Origin of the sequence: Fibrella musci (assembly GCF_041321105.1) — a bacterium.
In the GTDB taxonomy this organism is placed as follows: Bacteria; Bacteroidota; Bacteroidia; order Cytophagales; family Spirosomataceae; genus Fibrella; species Fibrella musci.
This window is the reverse complement of record NZ_JBGGWD010000009.1, coordinates 1-17,640: the sequence shown is the minus strand read 5'-3', so window position 1 is coordinate 17,640 and position 17,640 is coordinate 1. Positions and strand designations below refer to the sequence as shown.

Annotated in this window: 15 protein-coding genes and 1 riboswitch; of the genes, 11 read left to right on the top strand and 4 right to left on the bottom strand. The window is 56.1% G+C overall.

Translation table 11 applies throughout. The features are described 5' to 3' along the window. Window positions 1-88 precede the first annotated feature (88 nt). On the bottom strand, window positions 89-1,405 hold the full coding sequence (locus ACAW74_RS25600) for an O-acetylhomoserine aminocarboxypropyltransferase/cysteine synthase family protein (RefSeq protein ID WP_370701115.1): 1,317 nt from the start codon (window positions 1,403-1,405) through the stop codon (window positions 89-91). 169 nt (window positions 1,406-1,574) lie between these two features. Beyond that, a riboswitch (SAM riboswitch) is annotated at window positions 1,575-1,684 on the bottom strand. Window positions 1,685-1,868: 184 nt separating this feature from the next. Here ACAW74_RS25600 and ACAW74_RS25595 point away from each other — a divergent pair. From ACAW74_RS25595 to ACAW74_RS25545, 11 genes are all read left to right on the top strand, one after another. After that, a complete protein-coding gene (locus tag ACAW74_RS25595; RefSeq protein ID WP_370701114.1) occupies window positions 1,869-2,696 on the top strand; it encodes a rhomboid family intramembrane serine protease in 828 nt (275 codons plus the stop codon). A gap of 179 nt (window positions 2,697-2,875) precedes the next feature. Then, entirely contained in the window at window positions 2,876-3,589 is a 714-nt protein-coding gene (locus ACAW74_RS25590; RefSeq protein ID WP_370701113.1) for a C40 family peptidase, read from the top strand. 59 nt (window positions 3,590-3,648) lie between these two features. After that, window positions 3,649-4,641 (top strand): YheT family hydrolase, encoded by a 993-nt coding sequence (locus tag ACAW74_RS25585; RefSeq protein WP_370701112.1) that lies wholly within the window; start codon window positions 3,649-3,651, stop codon window positions 4,639-4,641. Between the two features lie 135 nt (window positions 4,642-4,776). Beyond that, complete coding sequence (serA, locus tag ACAW74_RS25580) at window positions 4,777-6,708, top strand: phosphoglycerate dehydrogenase (protein ID WP_370701111.1); 1,932 nt, start codon at window positions 4,777-4,779, stop codon at window positions 6,706-6,708. Window positions 6,709-6,845: 137 nt separating this feature from the next. Next, entirely contained in the window at window positions 6,846-7,928 is a 1,083-nt protein-coding gene (locus ACAW74_RS25575; protein WP_370701110.1) for an aminotransferase class V-fold PLP-dependent enzyme, read from the top strand. Between the two features lie 173 nt (window positions 7,929-8,101). After that, window positions 8,102-8,830, top strand: a complete 729-nt coding sequence (locus tag ACAW74_RS25570) for a hypothetical protein (protein ID WP_370701109.1) — start codon at window positions 8,102-8,104, stop codon at window positions 8,828-8,830. A 136-nt stretch (window positions 8,831-8,966) separates the two neighbouring features. Beyond that, window positions 8,967-9,977: an SDR family NAD(P)-dependent oxidoreductase gene (locus ACAW74_RS25565; protein ID WP_370701108.1), complete on the top strand. Its 1,011-nt coding sequence runs from the start codon at window positions 8,967-8,969 to the stop codon at window positions 9,975-9,977. A gap of 115 nt (window positions 9,978-10,092) precedes the next feature. Then, window positions 10,093-11,754, top strand: coding sequence for an alpha-glucan family phosphorylase (gene glgP / locus ACAW74_RS25560; RefSeq protein ID WP_370701107.1), 1,662 nt, complete (start codon window positions 10,093-10,095; stop codon window positions 11,752-11,754). A gap of 45 nt (window positions 11,755-11,799) precedes the next feature. Beyond that, window positions 11,800-12,912: a D-TA family PLP-dependent enzyme gene (locus tag ACAW74_RS25555; RefSeq protein WP_370701106.1), complete on the top strand. Its 1,113-nt coding sequence runs from the start codon at window positions 11,800-11,802 to the stop codon at window positions 12,910-12,912. Between the two features lie 120 nt (window positions 12,913-13,032). Beyond that, window positions 13,033-13,647, top strand: a complete 615-nt coding sequence (locus ACAW74_RS25550) for a trimeric intracellular cation channel family protein (RefSeq protein WP_370701105.1) — start codon at window positions 13,033-13,035, stop codon at window positions 13,645-13,647. 28 nt (window positions 13,648-13,675) lie between these two features. Then, the gene (locus ACAW74_RS25545; protein WP_370701104.1) at window positions 13,676-14,782 is read left to right on the top strand and encodes a dipeptidase; all 1,107 of its coding nucleotides are present in this window, start codon (window positions 13,676-13,678) and stop codon (window positions 14,780-14,782) included. 105 nt (window positions 14,783-14,887) lie between these two features. On the opposite strand, the gene ACAW74_RS25540 is transcribed toward ACAW74_RS25545, so the two are convergent. The 3 genes from ACAW74_RS25540 to ACAW74_RS25530 form a co-directional block, all read right to left on the bottom strand. Next, window positions 14,888-15,820, bottom strand: coding sequence for a bifunctional riboflavin kinase/FAD synthetase (locus ACAW74_RS25540; RefSeq protein WP_370701103.1), 933 nt, complete (start codon window positions 15,818-15,820; stop codon window positions 14,888-14,890). Window positions 15,821-15,851: 31 nt separating this feature from the next. Further along, window positions 15,852-16,541, bottom strand: coding sequence for a tRNA pseudouridine(55) synthase TruB (gene truB / locus ACAW74_RS25535; protein ID WP_370701102.1), 690 nt, complete (start codon window positions 16,539-16,541; stop codon window positions 15,852-15,854). 122 nt (window positions 16,542-16,663) lie between these two features. Continuing rightward, entirely contained in the window at window positions 16,664-17,527 is an 864-nt protein-coding gene (locus ACAW74_RS25530) for an undecaprenyl-diphosphate phosphatase (RefSeq protein ID WP_370701101.1), read from the bottom strand. Window positions 17,528-17,640 lie beyond the last annotated feature (113 nt).

Below are 17,640 nucleotides of genomic sequence, written 5' to 3'. Positions count from 1 at the left end.
GTTGCAGTTTGAGGTTTGAGGTTTATGGTTTGACGTTGGGTTGCAGCTAGTTTAGCAGAACGTCAAACCATAAACCTCAGACCTCAAACTAAACAGAAACGGCGTCCTTTACGCTGGCGAAGGCCTGCGCGAAATCGGCTTTGATGTCGTCAATATGTTCAATGCCAACCGAAACGCGCAACAGACCCGGCTCAACGCCCGCCGCCGTTTGGTCGTCGGTCGAGAGTTGGGAGTGGGTTGTGCTGGCCGGATGGATAATCAGCGTTTTGGCGTCGCCTACGTTGGCCAGGTGGCTCACCATCTTCAGCGAGTTGACCACCTGATCGCCCGCGTCGCGACCAGCTTTGAGCTTGAAGGCCAACACGCCACCCGCGCCGCGCGTGAGGTATTTCTGCGCCAGCGCATGGTATTGATTGTCGGGCAGGCCGGGGTAATTAACGTACTCGACCTCGTCCTGCTCCTGAAGCCACTGCGCCAGCGCGAGTGCGTTTTCGCAGGTACGTTCGGCCCGGAGCGAAAGCGTTTCCAATCCCTGAATCAGCAGCCAGCTGTTAAACGGGCTTTGCGACGGCCCCCAGTCGCGCAGGCCTTCGACCCGGGCACGGATGATAAACTGGATGTTGCCGAAGGGTCCTCCGAAACCGAACACATCGTTCAGCACCATGCCGTGGTAACTGGGTGATGGCTCGGTAAACTGCGGGTATTTGCCATTGCCCCAGTTATACGTACCGGCATCGACAATGACGCCGCCCATGGTGGTGCCGTGGCCGCCGATCCACTTGGTAGCCGACTCCACCAGAATGTGCGCGCCGTGTTTGATGGGTGCACAGATGGCCCCGCCCGCCCCGAAGGTATTGTCGACGATCAGCGGAAGGTCGTATTTGTTGGCCAGCGCGGCAAACGCCTCGAAATCGGGGATGCTGAAGCTGGGGTTGCCAATGGTTTCGAGGTAAATAGCTTTGGTCCGCTCGTCGATCAGCGGTTCAAAACTCGACGGATCGTCGCCGTTGGCAAAGCGCGCTTCCACGCCGATATTCCGAAACGAATTCTTGAACTGATTGTACGAGCCACCATACAGAAACGACGTCGTTACGAAGTTGTCGCCAACGGTTGTGATGTTGTTGATTGCCAGAAACTGCGCCGAGTGGCCCGATGCCGTGGCCAGGGCCGCTACTCCACCTTCCAGCGCCGCGACGCGCTTTTCAAACACGTCGGTGGTGGGGTTCATCAGGCGGGTGTAGATGTTGCCAAACTCCTGCAAGGCAAAGAGCCGGGCACCGTGGGCCGAGTCGTTGAACTGGTAGGCCGTGGTTTGGTAGAGAGGCACGGCCCGCGAATGCGTTACCGCGTCTATTTCCTGTCCTGCGTGCAGTTGCAGGGTTTCAAATCTGGGTTGAGAAGTCATACGAATGCTGCTATATGTGAAAAGAAAACGAGTAAGAGGTGCGTTGCGCCAGATGGACGGCGTACGCAGAGGCGCTGATGACTCATGAAGAGCAACAGGCGGGAGGTGACGGATCAGTAGCCCGGTTGGGGCATTCGTCGGCAGCAGTGAGTGAGCATGTCGGTATGTTGGTTTATATCTCCCAGCAGCACCATGCTGTGGGCAGGATGTAGCACCTTGCCATTGGGTAGGTTGCCTGAGGTTCGCAGAGCCTGGTCTCTCCCCTCATCTGTATAAATCAACGGGTGCCTGTATCGCCCGAACGGGCAGCACCATATTGACTTGAAGCTGCAAGTATACGGCTGAAATCCGGTTTGCACAACGAAACGGGGCGGGCGCGTTTCGCGTTTATGGGGTAACGGTTCGCGTTGGTGCCTGCGGATAAACGGCACGGCGACGACCGTTCGACGTCAATCCTTTTCGTATGGCTTCCACCGGAACAATAGGCTTGCTACTGGCCATTATCACATCCCTGATTACGTTTAGCGCGTTTCGGCGCCCCTCGGTATTCGAGCGCTACGCCTTTACCGTCGATGGCATTCTGACGCATCGCGAATACAGTCGGCTCATTTCCGCCGGGTTTGTGCACGTCGACTGGCGGCATCTGTTTTTCAACATGTATGCGCTGCTGTCATTTGCGGGCACGGTCGAGTGGGTCGTGGGGCTCTGGAAAGTGCTCGTTCTTTATCTGGGCAGCCTGATCGGTGGCAACCTGCTGTCGCTCTACATTCACCGCAACGACAGTTCGTACCGGGCCGTTGGTGCGTCGGGGGCGGTCGCCGGGCTCATTTTCGCAACCATCGTCTTGTATCCCGGCCTGTCGATCAGTCCGCTGTTTTTACCGTTTCGGATGCCCGCCTGGGTGTTTGGCCTGGTTTATACGCTGTTCTCGATCTACGGGCTTAAATCACTGAACGATAACATCGGGCACGATGCCCACCTGGGCGGGGCGCTGGCCGGTATCTTCACCATCTGCCTGCTCGATACCGACGTCGTGCGCGTCAACTGGCCCTTTGTGCTGTTGCTGACAGCCCCGACGCTGGTGTTCCTGTTTTTTATCATTAAACGCCCCGACTGGCTCTATATCCGTGGCTTTTCGCTCAGCCGGCATGAGCCCGAATCAAAAGACGAACGGTACAACCGGGCTAAATTTCAACGGCAACAGGAGATTGACCGGATTTTGGACAAAATCAACGAACACGGCATGGGTAGCCTCACCGAGCAGGAGCGGAGGTTACTAAAAGGGGATTAAAATTTCTGAGCGAATGGTTGGCTATTATGAGCTAACGGTCAGTTAGTTAAGTATAAACAGTGTGGTGGGTATTCCCCAATTATGTGGAACGTGCACCACATTTTTTCAGTTGAAAATTTGGTCGTACGGGCCGATGGGCATAGTTTCGTTGCAGCAACCCCAACGAAATAGCCTTTTCTATGTGTAAAAGATTGCTGGTTACGGTGCCCGCCGTACTCGTTTTTGGAATTGCCAATGCCCAACCTCTGCACGATTATTCACGCGATACCATCCGTGTAACGGCCCAATGGAGCCACAGCGCAGAAACCCCTGCTAACCACCGTGCTGTTGACGCCCGCCTCACGCGTGCAAACACTATTGTCAGCGCATCCCCGATTGCCCAGATGGCAGTATTGCCCACGGCCATCCAGAAACAGGTAGCGCTGGCCAAACAAACGGAAGCAGCCCCCGAGGTGGTTGCGCCTGAAGCCGACGAAAGCTACGATATACCAGTTATCCAAAATCTGTTGGGGTTTGCCCGTAAGCACCTGTCATCGCGGTATCGGTCGGGTGGCACCTCGCCGAGTGGCTTCGACTGTTCGGGTTTTGTGCGGTACTGCTTCACAAAATTCGGGGTGAGTCTGCCTCATTCGAGCGCCGCACAGGCCGGCATCGGTGCCAAAATTGACCGTGAGTTTGCCAAGCCCGGCGATCTGATCTTCTTCAACGGGCATGCGGCGAGTAAGTCGCGCGTTGGGCATGTGGGCATCATCACTGAGGTGATCAATGACCAGATCAAGTTTATCCATTCGGCCAGCAGCGGCGGGGTGAAATTCGACTTCCTGAACGCCGATTATTACCGCAAACGCTTCGTGACCATCCGGCGGGTAGCCCACATGGTTGCCAACAAATAAGCCACAAGCCATACCTTTGCAGGGCCGTTGCTGATCAGCACGGCCCTTTTTTGTTGGGTATGCCCCTGAATACAACCCCTTCGTTCCGGCCCACGGCCTACCTGCCAAACGGGCATTTGCAAACGGTGATTCCGTCGCTGTTTCGCAAGATTCCGGTCAGGTACGTTCGGACGCGGCTGGAAACGAATGACCACGACTTTCTGGATGTTGACTTATGCCGACAGCATTCTGCCGATGAGGTGGGTACGTCCCCGCCGGGCGGCGCGCCGCTCGTGATTATTTCGCACGGGCTGGAAGGCGACTCTACTCGGCAGTACATGGCCGGGATGGTTCGTGAACTGACGCGAGTGGGCTTCGATTGCATGGCCTGGCATTACCGGTCGTGCAGCGGTGAAATGAACCGACTGCCCCGTTTTTATCATATCGGCGAAACCGGCGATCTGCAAACGGTGATCGATCACGCGCTGGGGCTGGGCTACCGGCAGATCAGCCTCGTGGGGTTCAGTGCCGGGGGTAACATTACGCTCAAATACCTGGGCGAACGCGGCGCGGCGGTTGATGGAGCGATCCGGCGGGCTGTAGCGATTTCGGTGCCGCTCGATCTGCTGACCACCGCCGACCGGCTGGAGAAGTGGGACAGCATGGTCTACAACATCCGGTTTCAGCGGACGCTGAAAGAAAAAATCAGGCAGAAAGCGCCCCTGCTACCCGACACCATCCGCAACGTGGATATGGCCAAAATCCGCTCGCTCCGGCAGTTCGACGACCTCATTACGGCCCCGCTGCACGGCTTCGGTAACGCCGATACCTACTATCGGGTAAACAGCTCGCTGGGTTTTCTGACGAAAATAACCGTGCCTACGTTGGTCATAAACGCCCGGAATGATCCATTTTTGTCGTCGGAATGCTTCCCGGAGGCCCTGGCTAAGGAACTGACCTCGGTCTGGATGGAGTTTCCTGAACAGGGCGGTCATTGCGGGTTTACCACCAATGAGGGCCTTCAGGCGCCCACCTACGCCGAGAAACGTACCGCCGCGTTTCTGACACAGTAACACTTCACCATACAGACAACAGCGGTTTGCTTGACGAGAGAACAGATTGGCACGACGTAAAACCCGCCCCAATACCTTGTTCATCTGGTCGACTGAGCCCATCGTGAGACTAAGTTTTCTGTAATCTTTTTCTGTATGTTAACGCAATCGCCAACACTGGAATCGACGGCATCGGCCCCCGATCAGACGTATTACATCATTGATTTCGACAGCACATTCACGAAGGTGGAAGCCCTCGACGTGCTGGGGGAAATCTCGCTGTCGGGACGGCCCGATCGCGACGATGTACTCGATCAGATCCGAACCATCACCGACCGGGGCATGGCGGGCGAACTCTCGTTGGCCCAATCGATTCAGCAGCGGCTTAAACTGCTCAACGCGCACCGCGACCAACTCCCCGCGCTGGTCGAACGCCTCTCGACGATGGTGTCCGACTCGTTTCAGCGCAACCGGGTATTCCTGACCGAACACGCCGATCGGATTTTTATCGTGTCGAGCGGCTTCAAGGAGTTCATTGTACCCATCGTGACGGCACTGGGTATCAAGGCCGAAAACGTTTATGCCAATACCTTCCAGTTTGATGAGTCGGGTAGCATTGTCGGTTGCGACGAGACGAACCCGCTATCGCAGGACAAAGGCAAGGTGAAGCTGATCCGGGAATTGAATTTCGACGGCGACGTGTATGTGATCGGCGACGGCTATACCGACTACGAAATCCGCGAGTCGGGGCTGGCCAACCGGTTTTATGCCTTTACCGAAAACGTGGTGCGCCCGTCGGTGGTGGCCAAAGCCGACCACATCGCCGCTTCACTGGACGAGTTTTTATTCGACAACAAATTGAGCCGTAGCCAATCGTATCCCAAGAGCCGCATCAAGGTGCTGCTGCTCGAAAACGTGCACCCCATCGCGCTGGCCCTGTTCGAGAAAGAGGGGTTTATTCTGGACGTGCGGAAAGGAGCCCTCGACGAAGACGAACTGATCGAGGCGCTTCAGGGCGTGCATATCCTCGGTATTCGTTCGAAAACCAACGTAACGCGCCGCGTGCTCGACAACGCGCCCAAGCTCATGACGATCGGGGCGTTCTGCATCGGCACCAACCAGATTGATCTGACGGCCGCCACCGAAAAAGGCATTGCGGTCTTCAACGCGCCGTACAGCAACACCCGCTCGGTGGTGGAACTGGCCGTGGGCGAGATGATCATGCTCATCCGGAACATCGTGCCGAAGAGCAACAAAATGCACGAGGGCATCTGGGATAAATCGGCGACAAACAGCTTCGAGGTGCGCGGCAAAAAGCTGGGTCTGGTAGGCTACGGCAACATTGGCACGCAACTATCGGTAGTGGCCGAGGCGCTGGGCATGGAGGTTTACTTCTACGACATCGTGGATAAACTGGCCCTTGGTAACGCCCGAAAATGTGGGTCGCTCGACGAACTGCTGGCCGTTTCAGACGTGATTACGCTGCATACCGATGGTCGGAAGGAAAACAAGAACCTGATTGGCGCCCGCGAATTCGGCCTGATGAAGCAGGGCGTAATTTTCCTGAACCTGTCGCGGGGGCATATCGTCGACGTACCTGCGTTGGTAGACGCCATTAAATCGGGCAAAGTAGCCGGGGCCGGTGTCGACGTGTTCCCCTACGAGCCCAAGACCAACAACGAAGAGTTTATCAATGAGTTGCGCGGCCTGCCCAACGTGATCCTGACGCCGCACATTGGTGGCAGCACCGAAGAAGCGCAGGCCAACATCGGGCAGTTTGTACCAACCAAATTACTGGCTTACATGAATAACGGCAGCACCTACGGAAGCGTCAACTTCCCGGAGCTTCAACTGCCGTTGCTGCATGATTCGCACCGGCTGCTGCACATTCACGCCAACGTACCTGGCATTCTGGCGAAAATGAACAACATCTTCGCCAAGTATCACATCAATATTCAAGGGCAGTACCTGAAAACCAACGAAACGATTGGGTACGTTATCTCCGACATTTCGAAGGAGTACGCCGACGAAGTGGTACAGGAACTGAAAGACATCGACAATACCATTCGGTTCCGGTTATTGTATTAACATAAGTCTTGACAGTCAGTAGAAATAGAAGTTCCGAGTCTGGAAAGTCTGTATAGGTATTGCTTACACGAAGCAGATGCATAGACAACTTACCAGACTTTGGACTCTGCTATACGGCTTTCCAGACTATTCATCTTATGAGCAACACCTACTTTACACCCGGTCCGGCTGAGCTGTACCCGACATTTACCCAACACCTGCAAACGGCCATGAACGAGCAGATCGGGTCGATTTCGCACCGGAGTCAGCGGTTTCGGGATATCTATAAGTATACCGACGAGCAGCTACGCACGCTGCTGACGATTCCGGCTACGCACGACATCTACTTCATGGGGTCGGCGTCGGAGGTGTGGGAGCGGATGCTGCTCAACTGCGTGGAGCATGAGAGTTTTCACATGGTGAATGGCTCCTTTTCGCGGAAGTTTTACGACTATGCCCAGAGTCTGCGCAAGTTTGCCTACATCGCCGAGAAACCCTTTGGCGAAGGCTTCGACGCGGCCGATGTCGACGTACCTGAATATGCCGAACTGGTCGCATTAGCGCACAACGAGACATCGTCGGGCGTGCAGATGCGGCCCACGGAGATTCATAAGCTGAAGCGGAAATACAGCAAGAAGCTGTTCTGCGTTGATATGGTATCGTCGGCACCTTACCCTGATCTGGATTATGGCCTGATCGATTCGGCGTTTTTCTCGGTGCAAAAAGCGTTTGGGATGCCCGCCGGGCTGGGCGTCTGGATCGTGTCGGAAACCTGTCTGGAAAAAGCCGAACGCCTGCAACAATACGATTCGATGACGATCGGGGCGCATCATACGCTGCCGGTGTTGCACAAACATTACCAGACGTTTGAGACGCCAGCCACGCCTAACGTACTGTATATCTACTTGTTAGGTAAAATTGCGGCTGACCTCAACAAGATCGGAGCTGGTGCCGTTCGGAAGCAGACCGAAGAAAAGGCCCGGCAGATTTACAAGTTTCTGGAGCAGACGGATGGCTACGACCCGTTCGTGAAGGAGGAGCGCCACCGCTCGCAAACGGTGATCGTGGCCAACACAACGCGCCCAGCCAACGAAGTAATCAGTGCGGTGAAAGAAGCCGGTATGGTCGTGGGGAGTGGCTACGGGAAGCACAAAGACAGTCAGATTCGGATCGCCAATTTTCCCGCTACGTCGGCGGAGCAAGTCGGTAAACTGCTCGATCGGCTGAAGCAGGTCGGGTAAAGAAGCGTTCGTTCGGAGATCAGCGTCCAGCGCTGAAGGTGAGTTGTCGGGGCCGGATGGCGCTCGTCAAAACAGCCTTCGGCGCTGGACGTTGCTCGTTAAAGCCGTCCTGCCTGCCAAACCAAACGCAACTTACTCGGTTTATAGGGCAGAAGTGCTTACTCAACGAACCAATGAAAACGATTTTCTACACAGCTGCTTTAGTAGCGGCTTGCCTGGGTACGTCGGTTGCTCAGACCAACTCACCCACCGACTCATCGCGCTCGAACCGGCAGAGTGACCGGCCGCTGATCGACGAGCAAACCCGCGAGAATGTGCGCGAGAAAGCGCAGGACGTTAAGCAAGACGTCAATCAGGCGGCCGACAAAGCCAAGGTGCGGATCCGGGAGGAATATGAAGTGAGCCGCTCGTATCAGGAGCGCAACCAACTGACCTGGTTTCAGAAAGGCAGCACTATGGCGGGCGCCTCGTTAGGCTTCGGTACGGGGTCGGGCAGCGGTACGTACCTGGCTTTTTCGCCCAAGGTTGGGTATTTTTTCCAGCAGGGCCTGATTGCCGGTTTGCAAATGAGCTTCGATAGTCGGCTGAATACAAGCTACAAGGCGACTCAGACGGGTGTTTTTCTGCGGTACTATCCGTGGCGCACCCGCATCAGCGGCTTTGGTGGTGTATCATACAACATTGGCCGGGAACGGTCGAGCAACATCGGTGCTGATCAAAAAGCAACGTACAGCAGCGTAGCGCTGGAAATTGGTACGATGCTCTGGCTGCGCCGCAACCTCGGCGCCGAACTTGCCCTCGAGAGCAACTACTTCAACCAGGCCGATGCCCTGGCAGGCCGCAACAAAGGTGGCCGTTTCCGGTTCGGCGTAAATTACTTCTTCGGTCGTACCAATCGGTAGGGTGACTGAACAATGTATAATGTACGATGTACAATGAACAATGTACAGTGGCATTCGCGCTAGCGGTCCGCCCCATTGTGCATTGTTCATCGCAGTCCGCCGCTGCGGTGCATTGTATATCAAACACGCAACGTTTATGAATCAGAAGAAAGGAATCGGGAAAACGGCCCTGATCACCGGGGCATCGAGCGGGATTGGTCAGGAATTGGCCAAACTGTTTGCGCAGGATGGCTATAACCTTGTGCTAGTAGCACGCAGTGTGGAAACCCTGCACCGGCTGGGCGAAGTCTTCGAGATGAACTATGGCACCGAGGAAGTGCTGGTTATCGAGAAAGACCTCTCGGAGGAAGACGCCGCCCGCGATGTCTACGAGCAGGTCAAAGCCAAAGGCATCACGGTCGACGTGCTGGTCAACGACGCTGGGGTGTCGACTTACGGCAAGTTTGCTACGGAAACCGACTGGGAGACAGAAAAATCGCTCATTCACCTCAATGTGCTCACGACCACGCTGTTGACCAAGCTGTATCTGAACGATATGGTGGCCCGCAACGAAGGTAAGATTCTGAACCTGGCCTCGCTGGTGTCGATCACGCCGTTCCCGTTGCAGGCTGTATATGCCGCCACGAAATCCTACGTCTGGAACCTCACGCAGTCGTTGGTGAACGAGCTGAAAGACACCAACGTAACCGTAACGGCCCTGATGCCCAACGCTACCGATACCGACTTCTTCAATAAAGCGGGCGCCTCGGATACGCTGGTCACGGAGATGCTCGATGACCCCGCGATGGTGGCGAAGGACGGTTACGACGCACTGATGGCCGGCAAGCCCAAGGTGGTGCCGGGCGGCATCAAGAACAAAGCCTTCGAGGTAATGGCCTACACCATGCCGCAGGAGATGCTGGCGAGCCAGATGCGGAAGTTCAACACGCCGAAGCAGCAGGTGAAAGAAGAGGCCAAATCGTCGGGGCTGGCCATCGGTATCGGGCTGGCGGCGGTGGCGCTTACGGGCATTGCCCTGGCAGCCCTGTATCGCAACGCTTCGTGGGCCGATAAGCTACAGGCGCAATACCAGTACGGCAAAGCCAAATACAAAGCGGGTAAAGCCTACGATCAGGTAAAACACGCCGTGAGCGAGGTGCTAGCCTAAAAGCAATGGTCGACGCGGGCGTTCTGTAAACGAGCGGTTTAAACCACCCGTTTACAGAACGCCCGCGTTGGTTTTAAACCTGTACTTTTGTCATTTCCCATCTGGTAACTTCTCTATGAACGCTACTTTACCGGCCGCTTTCCGGCACCCGTACGCCTTTGATCAGGCCTACAAAAAATCCGTTGCTTACTTCTCGATGGAGTTTGCCATCGATCAGGCCCTGAAAACCTATTCGGGCGGGCTGGGCTTTCTGGCCGGGTCGCACATGAAAAGCGCCTATGACCTGAAGCAGAACCTCATCGGTATCGGCATGCTCTGGAAGCAGGGGTATTACGATCAGGTACGTCGGGCCGACAATGCCATGGACGTGCAGTTTCGGGAGAAGATCTACTCGTTTCTGGAGGATACGGGCGCGCACTTCACCATCCATATTTTTGGTCGGCCTGTCTGGGTACGTGCCTACTACCTCAATCCGAAGCATTTCAACACGGTGCCCATGTTCTTCCTGACTACCGACGTAGATGGCAACGACGAACAGACGCGCGCGATTTCGTACCGGCTTTATGACAACGACCCGACGCTGAAAGTCGCGCAGTGCATGGTGCTGGGCCTGGGTGGTGCCAAATTTCTGGACGAAATCAACTACAGCCCCGAGGTGTATCACCTCAACGAAGCCCACGCGCTGTCGGCTATTTTTCATCTGTACCGAACCTTCAACGGTGTGAAAGACGAAATCACCAAACGGCTTATTTTCACGACCCACACGCCGGAAGAGGCAGGTAACGAAAAGCACAACATTCATTTTCTGGAAAATCTGGGCTTCTTCAATGGCCTGACGCTCGATCAGGTTGGTGAACTGACGGGTATTCGGGAAGATATCTTCAACCATTCGCTGGCGGTGTTGCGGGTAGCCCGCCGAGCCAATGGCGTATCGAAACTGCACGGCGAAGTTGCGCGCGAGATGTGGGCGCATTACCCAGGTACGTGTGAGATTACGCACGTGACCAACGCACAAAACCAGCGGTACTGGGCCGATGCTCAACTGGCTGATGCCCAGCAGCAACGCGACGCCGATCAGATGGACATTCGGAAACGGACCATGAAGCAGTTGTTGCTCGACGTCGTGGCCGATCAGGTCGGGAAACTCTTCGACCCGGCCGTGCTGACGATCGTCTGGGCGCGCCGGTTTGCCGCCTATAAACGACCTGAGCTGCTGCTGTCTGACTACGAGCGCTTTACGCGGTTGCTCAATAATCCCGACTACCCCGTGCAGATCATTTGGGCGGGAAAACCGTATCCGTTTGATGAGGGCGCGAAGCAGAACTTCAACAAGTTGTTCTACCGCAGTCACCTGCACCCCAACATGGCGGTGCTGACGGGCTACGAATTGCGGCTGTCGAAAATTCTGAAAGACGGGGCCGACGTGTGGCTGAATACGCCCATTGTACCGCGCGAAGCGTCGGGCACGAGTGGCATGACGGCGGCGATGAACGGCGCCATCAACCTCTCGACCAACGACGGCTGGATCTCGGAGTTTGCCAAACCGAATGAGAACAGCTTCATCGTACCCCTGGCCGACCGCAACGCTACCGCCGACGTTCGCGATGCCCACGATTGCGCGGGGCTTTATGACCTGCTGGAACAACAGATTTTGCCCCTATACTACGACCGGCCCGCCGAATGGCAGGGGATGGTGGCCCGTAGCATGACCGACGTAAACGCCTTCTTCGGCGCCGACCGGATGGCGCGGGAATACTACGAACGGGTCTATGTGTAGATAAGTCAGTGGCGGCTTGTACGCAAAAACTGCGTATACTGCGTTATGACACGTTTGTTTACTGCCCCACCCACAGCGCCGCTGGATCAGCTCGATTCACCGGCGCTGCTGGTTTATCCTGATATCATCGCCGCGAATATCGATGCGGTACTTGCCCTGACAGCCACCCCAACCGGTAACTGCCTGCGAGCGCACATCAAGACCGTGAAATGCCCCGAAATTGCGGTTCTGGCCATTCAGAAGGGGATCAATAAGTTTAAATGCAGCACCATTGCCGAAGCCGAACTACTGGGCCGGGCGGGCGCTCCCGATGTGTTGCTGAATATGCAGTTGAGCGCCATAAAAGCGCAGCGATTCGCTCAGGTACGTCAGGCGTTTCCAGCAACGACGTTCGCCAGCCTGATCGACAACGTACCCAGTGCCCAACTCCTGTCTGACTTGTTTGCCGATGCGCCACTGAACGTGTACATCGACGTAAACGTGGGCATGAACCGCACGGGTATCGCGCCCGCTAACGTACCTGCGCTGATCGAGGCCATAAAGGAACTGCCGGGTATCCGCCTCGTTGGGCTGCACGGGTACGACGGCCACGTGCATGACCCGGAGGTGGCAGTCCGTCAAGCCAAAACCGACGCGATTTATGCCCAGTTGCGACCGTTGCAGCTACTGGCGTCTGACCGACTCGGCAGAACGATTACGTTGGTGCTGGGCGGGTCGCCGTCGTTTCGGTTCTATGCCGGCAAGCCCGATGTCGAATGCAGCCCAGGTACGTTCTTTTTGTGGGATGCGGGCTACGGCGGGTCGTATCCGGATCTGCCGTTCCAGCCCGCCGCGTTCATCCTCACCCGCGTTTTGTCGATTGTCGATGAGCACACCCTGTGCTTTGATTTGGGTAGCAAAGCCGTCGCGGCCGACCCACCACTGCCACGGGTTGTATTTCCTCAGGTAGCGGCATACGAGGTCATCAGGCAGTCGGAAGAGCACCTCAACGTGCGCGTGCCCGACAGTGCCGATTATCAGGTCGGGCAGGCGTTTCTGGCCATTCCGATGCACGTTTGCCCCACGGTGAACCTCTACGAGCGGGTTGTTCCGGTCGTCGATGGGCAGCCGGGCGAACCCTGGCGCATTGTCGCCCGCGATCGAATGATCACCATGTAGCTCCTTTTATCAGCGAATAATGGGCAACGGATGCGTATGTTGTGCAGACCAACCCGGCGTACAGCGTACTTTTGCCGACGAATTGCTGCCCGCGGGTACTACCCGCCGTGCTTTTTTTACATGACGATCTGGTACGTAATTGATTTGGTTGGTACGAGTGTCTTTGCTATTTCGGGCGTGTTGTCGGCCCTGGGCAAGAAAATGTACCACGACATTGTCGCGCTCTTTTTTGTCGGTTTTCTCACCGCCGTCGGGGGCGGCACGGTGCGTGACGTCATCATGGGCGCCTACCCGATCGCCTGGATTCGCGACCCCAATTACCTGATCGTGATTGCCGCCAACGTGATCGTGGCTGTTTTCTTCCGAAAATGGTGGCGAAGCGCGCTCCACCGGCCTCTGTTGCTTTTCGATACCATCGGCATCGGCCTGTTTACCATCTTGGGTATGCAGAAAGCCCTGACGGCTGGCGTAAATGACTGGGCGTCTATTCTGCTGGGCATTATCTCGGCTCTTTTCGGCGGTGTGATTCGGGATACGCTGGTCAACGACTTACCCCTGATCTTGGACCGGCAATTGTATGTAACACCCTGTCTCTTCGGCGCGCTGCTGTACCTCCTTAACCGATCAATGGGTATGGACCCGACCCTGAACGTGATTATATCGGTAGGCCTGATTACGCTGTTCCGCCTGTTGGCTATCCGGAACGACTGGACGCTGCCCCGTATCCAGGATTGACGTGTAGCTGCCCCTAATTGACTCACTTATGCCAAAACGCTTTCTTGTTGACGCTCACCTCGATCTGTCGACCAACGCCATTGCGCTGAATCGGGACCTGACCCAGCCTGTTCACGCCATTCGGGCCAACGAAATCCGGCTGGGCTGGACCGACACACCCGACCGGGGCAAAGGCACGGTGGCGCTGCCCGAACTACGGGCGGGCAACATCGGGCTGGTGTTTGCCACCATGATCGCCCGCGTGACTGAACCCGGCTGGCCCGCACAGGCAACGCGCCTGCCGGGCTGGCATTCGCCTCAACAGGCCTATGCCGACGCGCAGGCGCAGCGCTGCTGGTACGAACAGATGGAAGCCCTCGGTGAGATGGTGCCGATACGTACCCGGGCTGATCTGGTGCAGCACCTGGCGCTTTGGCAGGACGACGCCAACCCCGACGCGAAGAAACCCATCGGCTATATACTGGCGCTGGAAGGGGCCGACTCTATCGTGTCGGTCGAGTACCTGCATCGCTACTACGAACAGGGGCTGCGCTCGATTGGGATTTCGCATTTCGGGCCGGGCCGCTACGCCGCCGGGACGCATTCCGACGGCAGTGGCCTCACTCGGCTGGGCATCGACCTGCTGACCGAAATGAATCGTCTGCCCATGCTGCTCGATCTCACGCACCTGACGGATAGGGGCTTTTTCGAGGCGTTGGATGTGTTTGGGGGCGCTGTCATTGCCAGTCATCAGAATTGCCGCAGCATCATTCTCGGTGAGCGGCAATTCTCTGACGAGCAACTCAAGCGGATCATCGAACGCGGCGGCGTGATTGGCGGGGCGCTGGATGCCTGGATGCTGTATCCCAACTACCGGCAGGCGCAGCAATCCCCGCAGGCGCTGGGCATCAACCTCGAAAAGCTGGTCGATCATTTCGACCATATCTGCCAACTGGCCGGATCAAGCGATCACATCGGCTTTGGTAGCGATCTGGACGGTCTGTTTGGCACGGAGCAGTCGCCCTACGACCTGGATACCATCGCCGACCTGCAACAGTTCGAGGCTATCCTGCAACGACGCGGCTACACCGACGCCGATCTCGACAAGATTTTCCATAAAAACTGGGTGAACCTGCTGAGCCGGGTGCTGGAGTAAAGCGTTTTTTGTCATCCCGACGCATGAGAGATCTTAAAGCATCCTTACCCTCAAGCTGAGAAACCCCAAGACCCCTCATGCGTCGGAATGACAACGATTTGCTATTTATTTCGTCAGCAGCGCTCGTGCTTGTTGCTCATCCTGCTGAAGTTGCTCGACGAGCGCAGGCAGGCCATTGAATTTCTGTTCGGGACGCAAAAACGCGCGGAATTGCAGCGTCATGTGCTCGCCGTAAATGTCTTTATCGAAATCGAAAATGTAGGTTTCGATCGTCTGATGCTCTCCTGCCACCGTCGGCCGGAAGCCAATATTGAGCATACCGCCGTAGGTACGTCCGCCTTGTTCCACATCCACAGCATACACGCCGTTGGCGGGAATCAGCTTCACGGGATCATCGACTTGCAAATTGGCCGTTGGGAAACCGATGGTGCGCCCCAGTTGACGCCCTTTTACGATAGTGCCCGTCAGCGAGTAGGGGCGGCCCAGAAAGCGCGTAGCCGCTGCTACATTGCCCTCGCTGAGCGCCGCCCGGATTTTCGACGAGCTGATGCCCACCGCTTCAATATCCTGACGGGGAATTTCTTCAACTTCAAAGCCAAATTCGGCCTGATGCGCCCGGATGTAATCGAAACCACCCTCGCGGTCGCGGCCAAAGCGATGGTCATAGCCAATTACGAGCTTGCGCGTCCCGATGCAATCGATCAGAATCTGGCGGATAAACTCTTCCGAGGTCAGCTGCGAAAACGAACGGGTAAACGGAATCACGATCAGGTGGTCAACGCCGGCCTGTTCGAGAAGGTCAATTTTTTCCTCAAGCGATGACAGCAGCCGCAGATCCTGACTATCGTTGGACACCACTGTGCGCGGGTGAGGCCAGAAGGTCATCACCACCGACTGCCCGTCGGGATGACTGCGGGCGACTTCGTTGAGCCGTTGCAGAATTTTCTGATGCCCCAGGTGCACGCCGTCGAACGTACCACTGGTAACGACCGCGTAGGGGAGGGGAGACAAACTGTCAATGCCGCGATGGACAAGCATAGGTTGAAGGTCATTGAAGGCCAACTGACCATCAATGACTCGTTAAATAGTCATCAATAAACCCGTTCACCGTTTGGGCGTCTTTCACGTCGAAATCGCCGATGCGGGTGCGGCGAAGGGCCGACATGTACGCGCCGTTGTTAAGCAGGAGCCCCAGATCGCGCACCAGGCTGCGAATGTACGTGCCTTTCGAACAGACAATGCGGAAGTCGATCGTCGGGAAATCGTCGGTCAGTACGTTGAAAACGCTCACCGTGACGGTCCGGCTTTTGATCCCGCCTTCCACCTGATCGGCCGTTTCGCCGCGTCGGGCGCGTTCGTAGAGCCGCTCGCCGTTGACGCGTACCGCCGAATAGATGGGCGGAATCTGCTGAATGGTGCCGGTGAGTTGGGCGGCGGCGTCACGTACCATATCGGGTGTAATGCCTGATACGTCGAACTCAGCGTCGAAGTCGGTTTCCAGGTCAACAGAAGGGGTGGTTTTGCCTAGCACCAACGTACCTGTGTATTCTTTTTCCTGTGCCTGATAGCTGTCGATCTGCTTGGTCATTTTGCCCGTGCAGAGAATCAGCAGCCCCGTTGCCAGCGGGTCAAGCGTACCGGCATGCCCAATCTTCTTGAACTTACAGGCCCGTCGCAACTTGTTCACCACGTCGAACGACGTCCATTCACGCGGTTTGTCAATCAGAATCAGCTGGCCGGGATCGGTTTGTTCCGTCATAAAAAGAGAAGAACGCAAAGGCGCAAAGGGAGCGCGAAGGGCGCAATGACTATTATTTCTTCTGGTCGATACCCTTCGCTTACTTTGCGATACCCTTTGTGCCTTTGCGTTCAAATGAATAATCACAAAATATCAATCTTCACGCCGGCGGCGACCAGCCCCAGAATGGCCAGGCCAACGATGATGCGGTAGTAGCCGAATACCTTAAAACCATACTTGTTGAGGAAACCGACAAAGCCGCGAATGGCCAGTAGTCCTACCACAAAGGCAATGGCGTTACCGATGAACAACGTCTGAAAATCGGCCGGCTGAAGGAGTTTGTAGGTTTTCAGGAGCTTGTAACCCGAAGCAGCTGCCATTGTAGGAACCGCCAGAAAAAACGAGAACTCGGCCGCCTGTTGCCGGGTAAGGCCCTGCGTCATACCCCCAATGATGGTAGCCGCTGAGCGCGATACGCCGGGGATCATGGCGATGCACTGGAAGAACCCCACCTTGAGCGATTCCGGGAAAGTAATGTCGTAGTCGCGGGTTACGTTTTTCTCGATAAGTCGGTCGATGAAGATCAGCACGATGCCACCCAGCACCAGCGAAATAGCCACAACGACCACATTTTCGAGCAAACTATCGATGAAATCGTTGAGCAGAAAACCAATAACCGCTGCGGGCAGAAAGGCCACAAACAGTTTCAGGTAAAAATCAAGCTGCCCCGAAATCGGGCCGAGCATCCGCCGGATACCATCGGGCAGGGCGTTGTACCAAACCATGTCTTCGCGGGTGCGGGTGTCGCGCAGGAAGCGGCGGTAATACAGCACCAGCACCGACAGGATGCAGCCAAACTGAATATCGACGGTGTATAGCTTGGTGAATTCGTTGCCACTGATTCCCGCCAGCGACGAGTAGATGATCATGTGGCCGGTCGATGAGACAGGTAAAAACTCGGTCAGGCCCTCGATGATGGCCAGCATAATAGCATGAAACAGACTCATGGAAGCAGCGAAAGTGAGCCGCAAAGCTACGAGAAGATTTAAACGCAAAGGCGCAAAGGGGGCGCGAAGAACGCGAAGAGTCATTTTCTAAGAAAACTCTTCGCGTTCTTCGC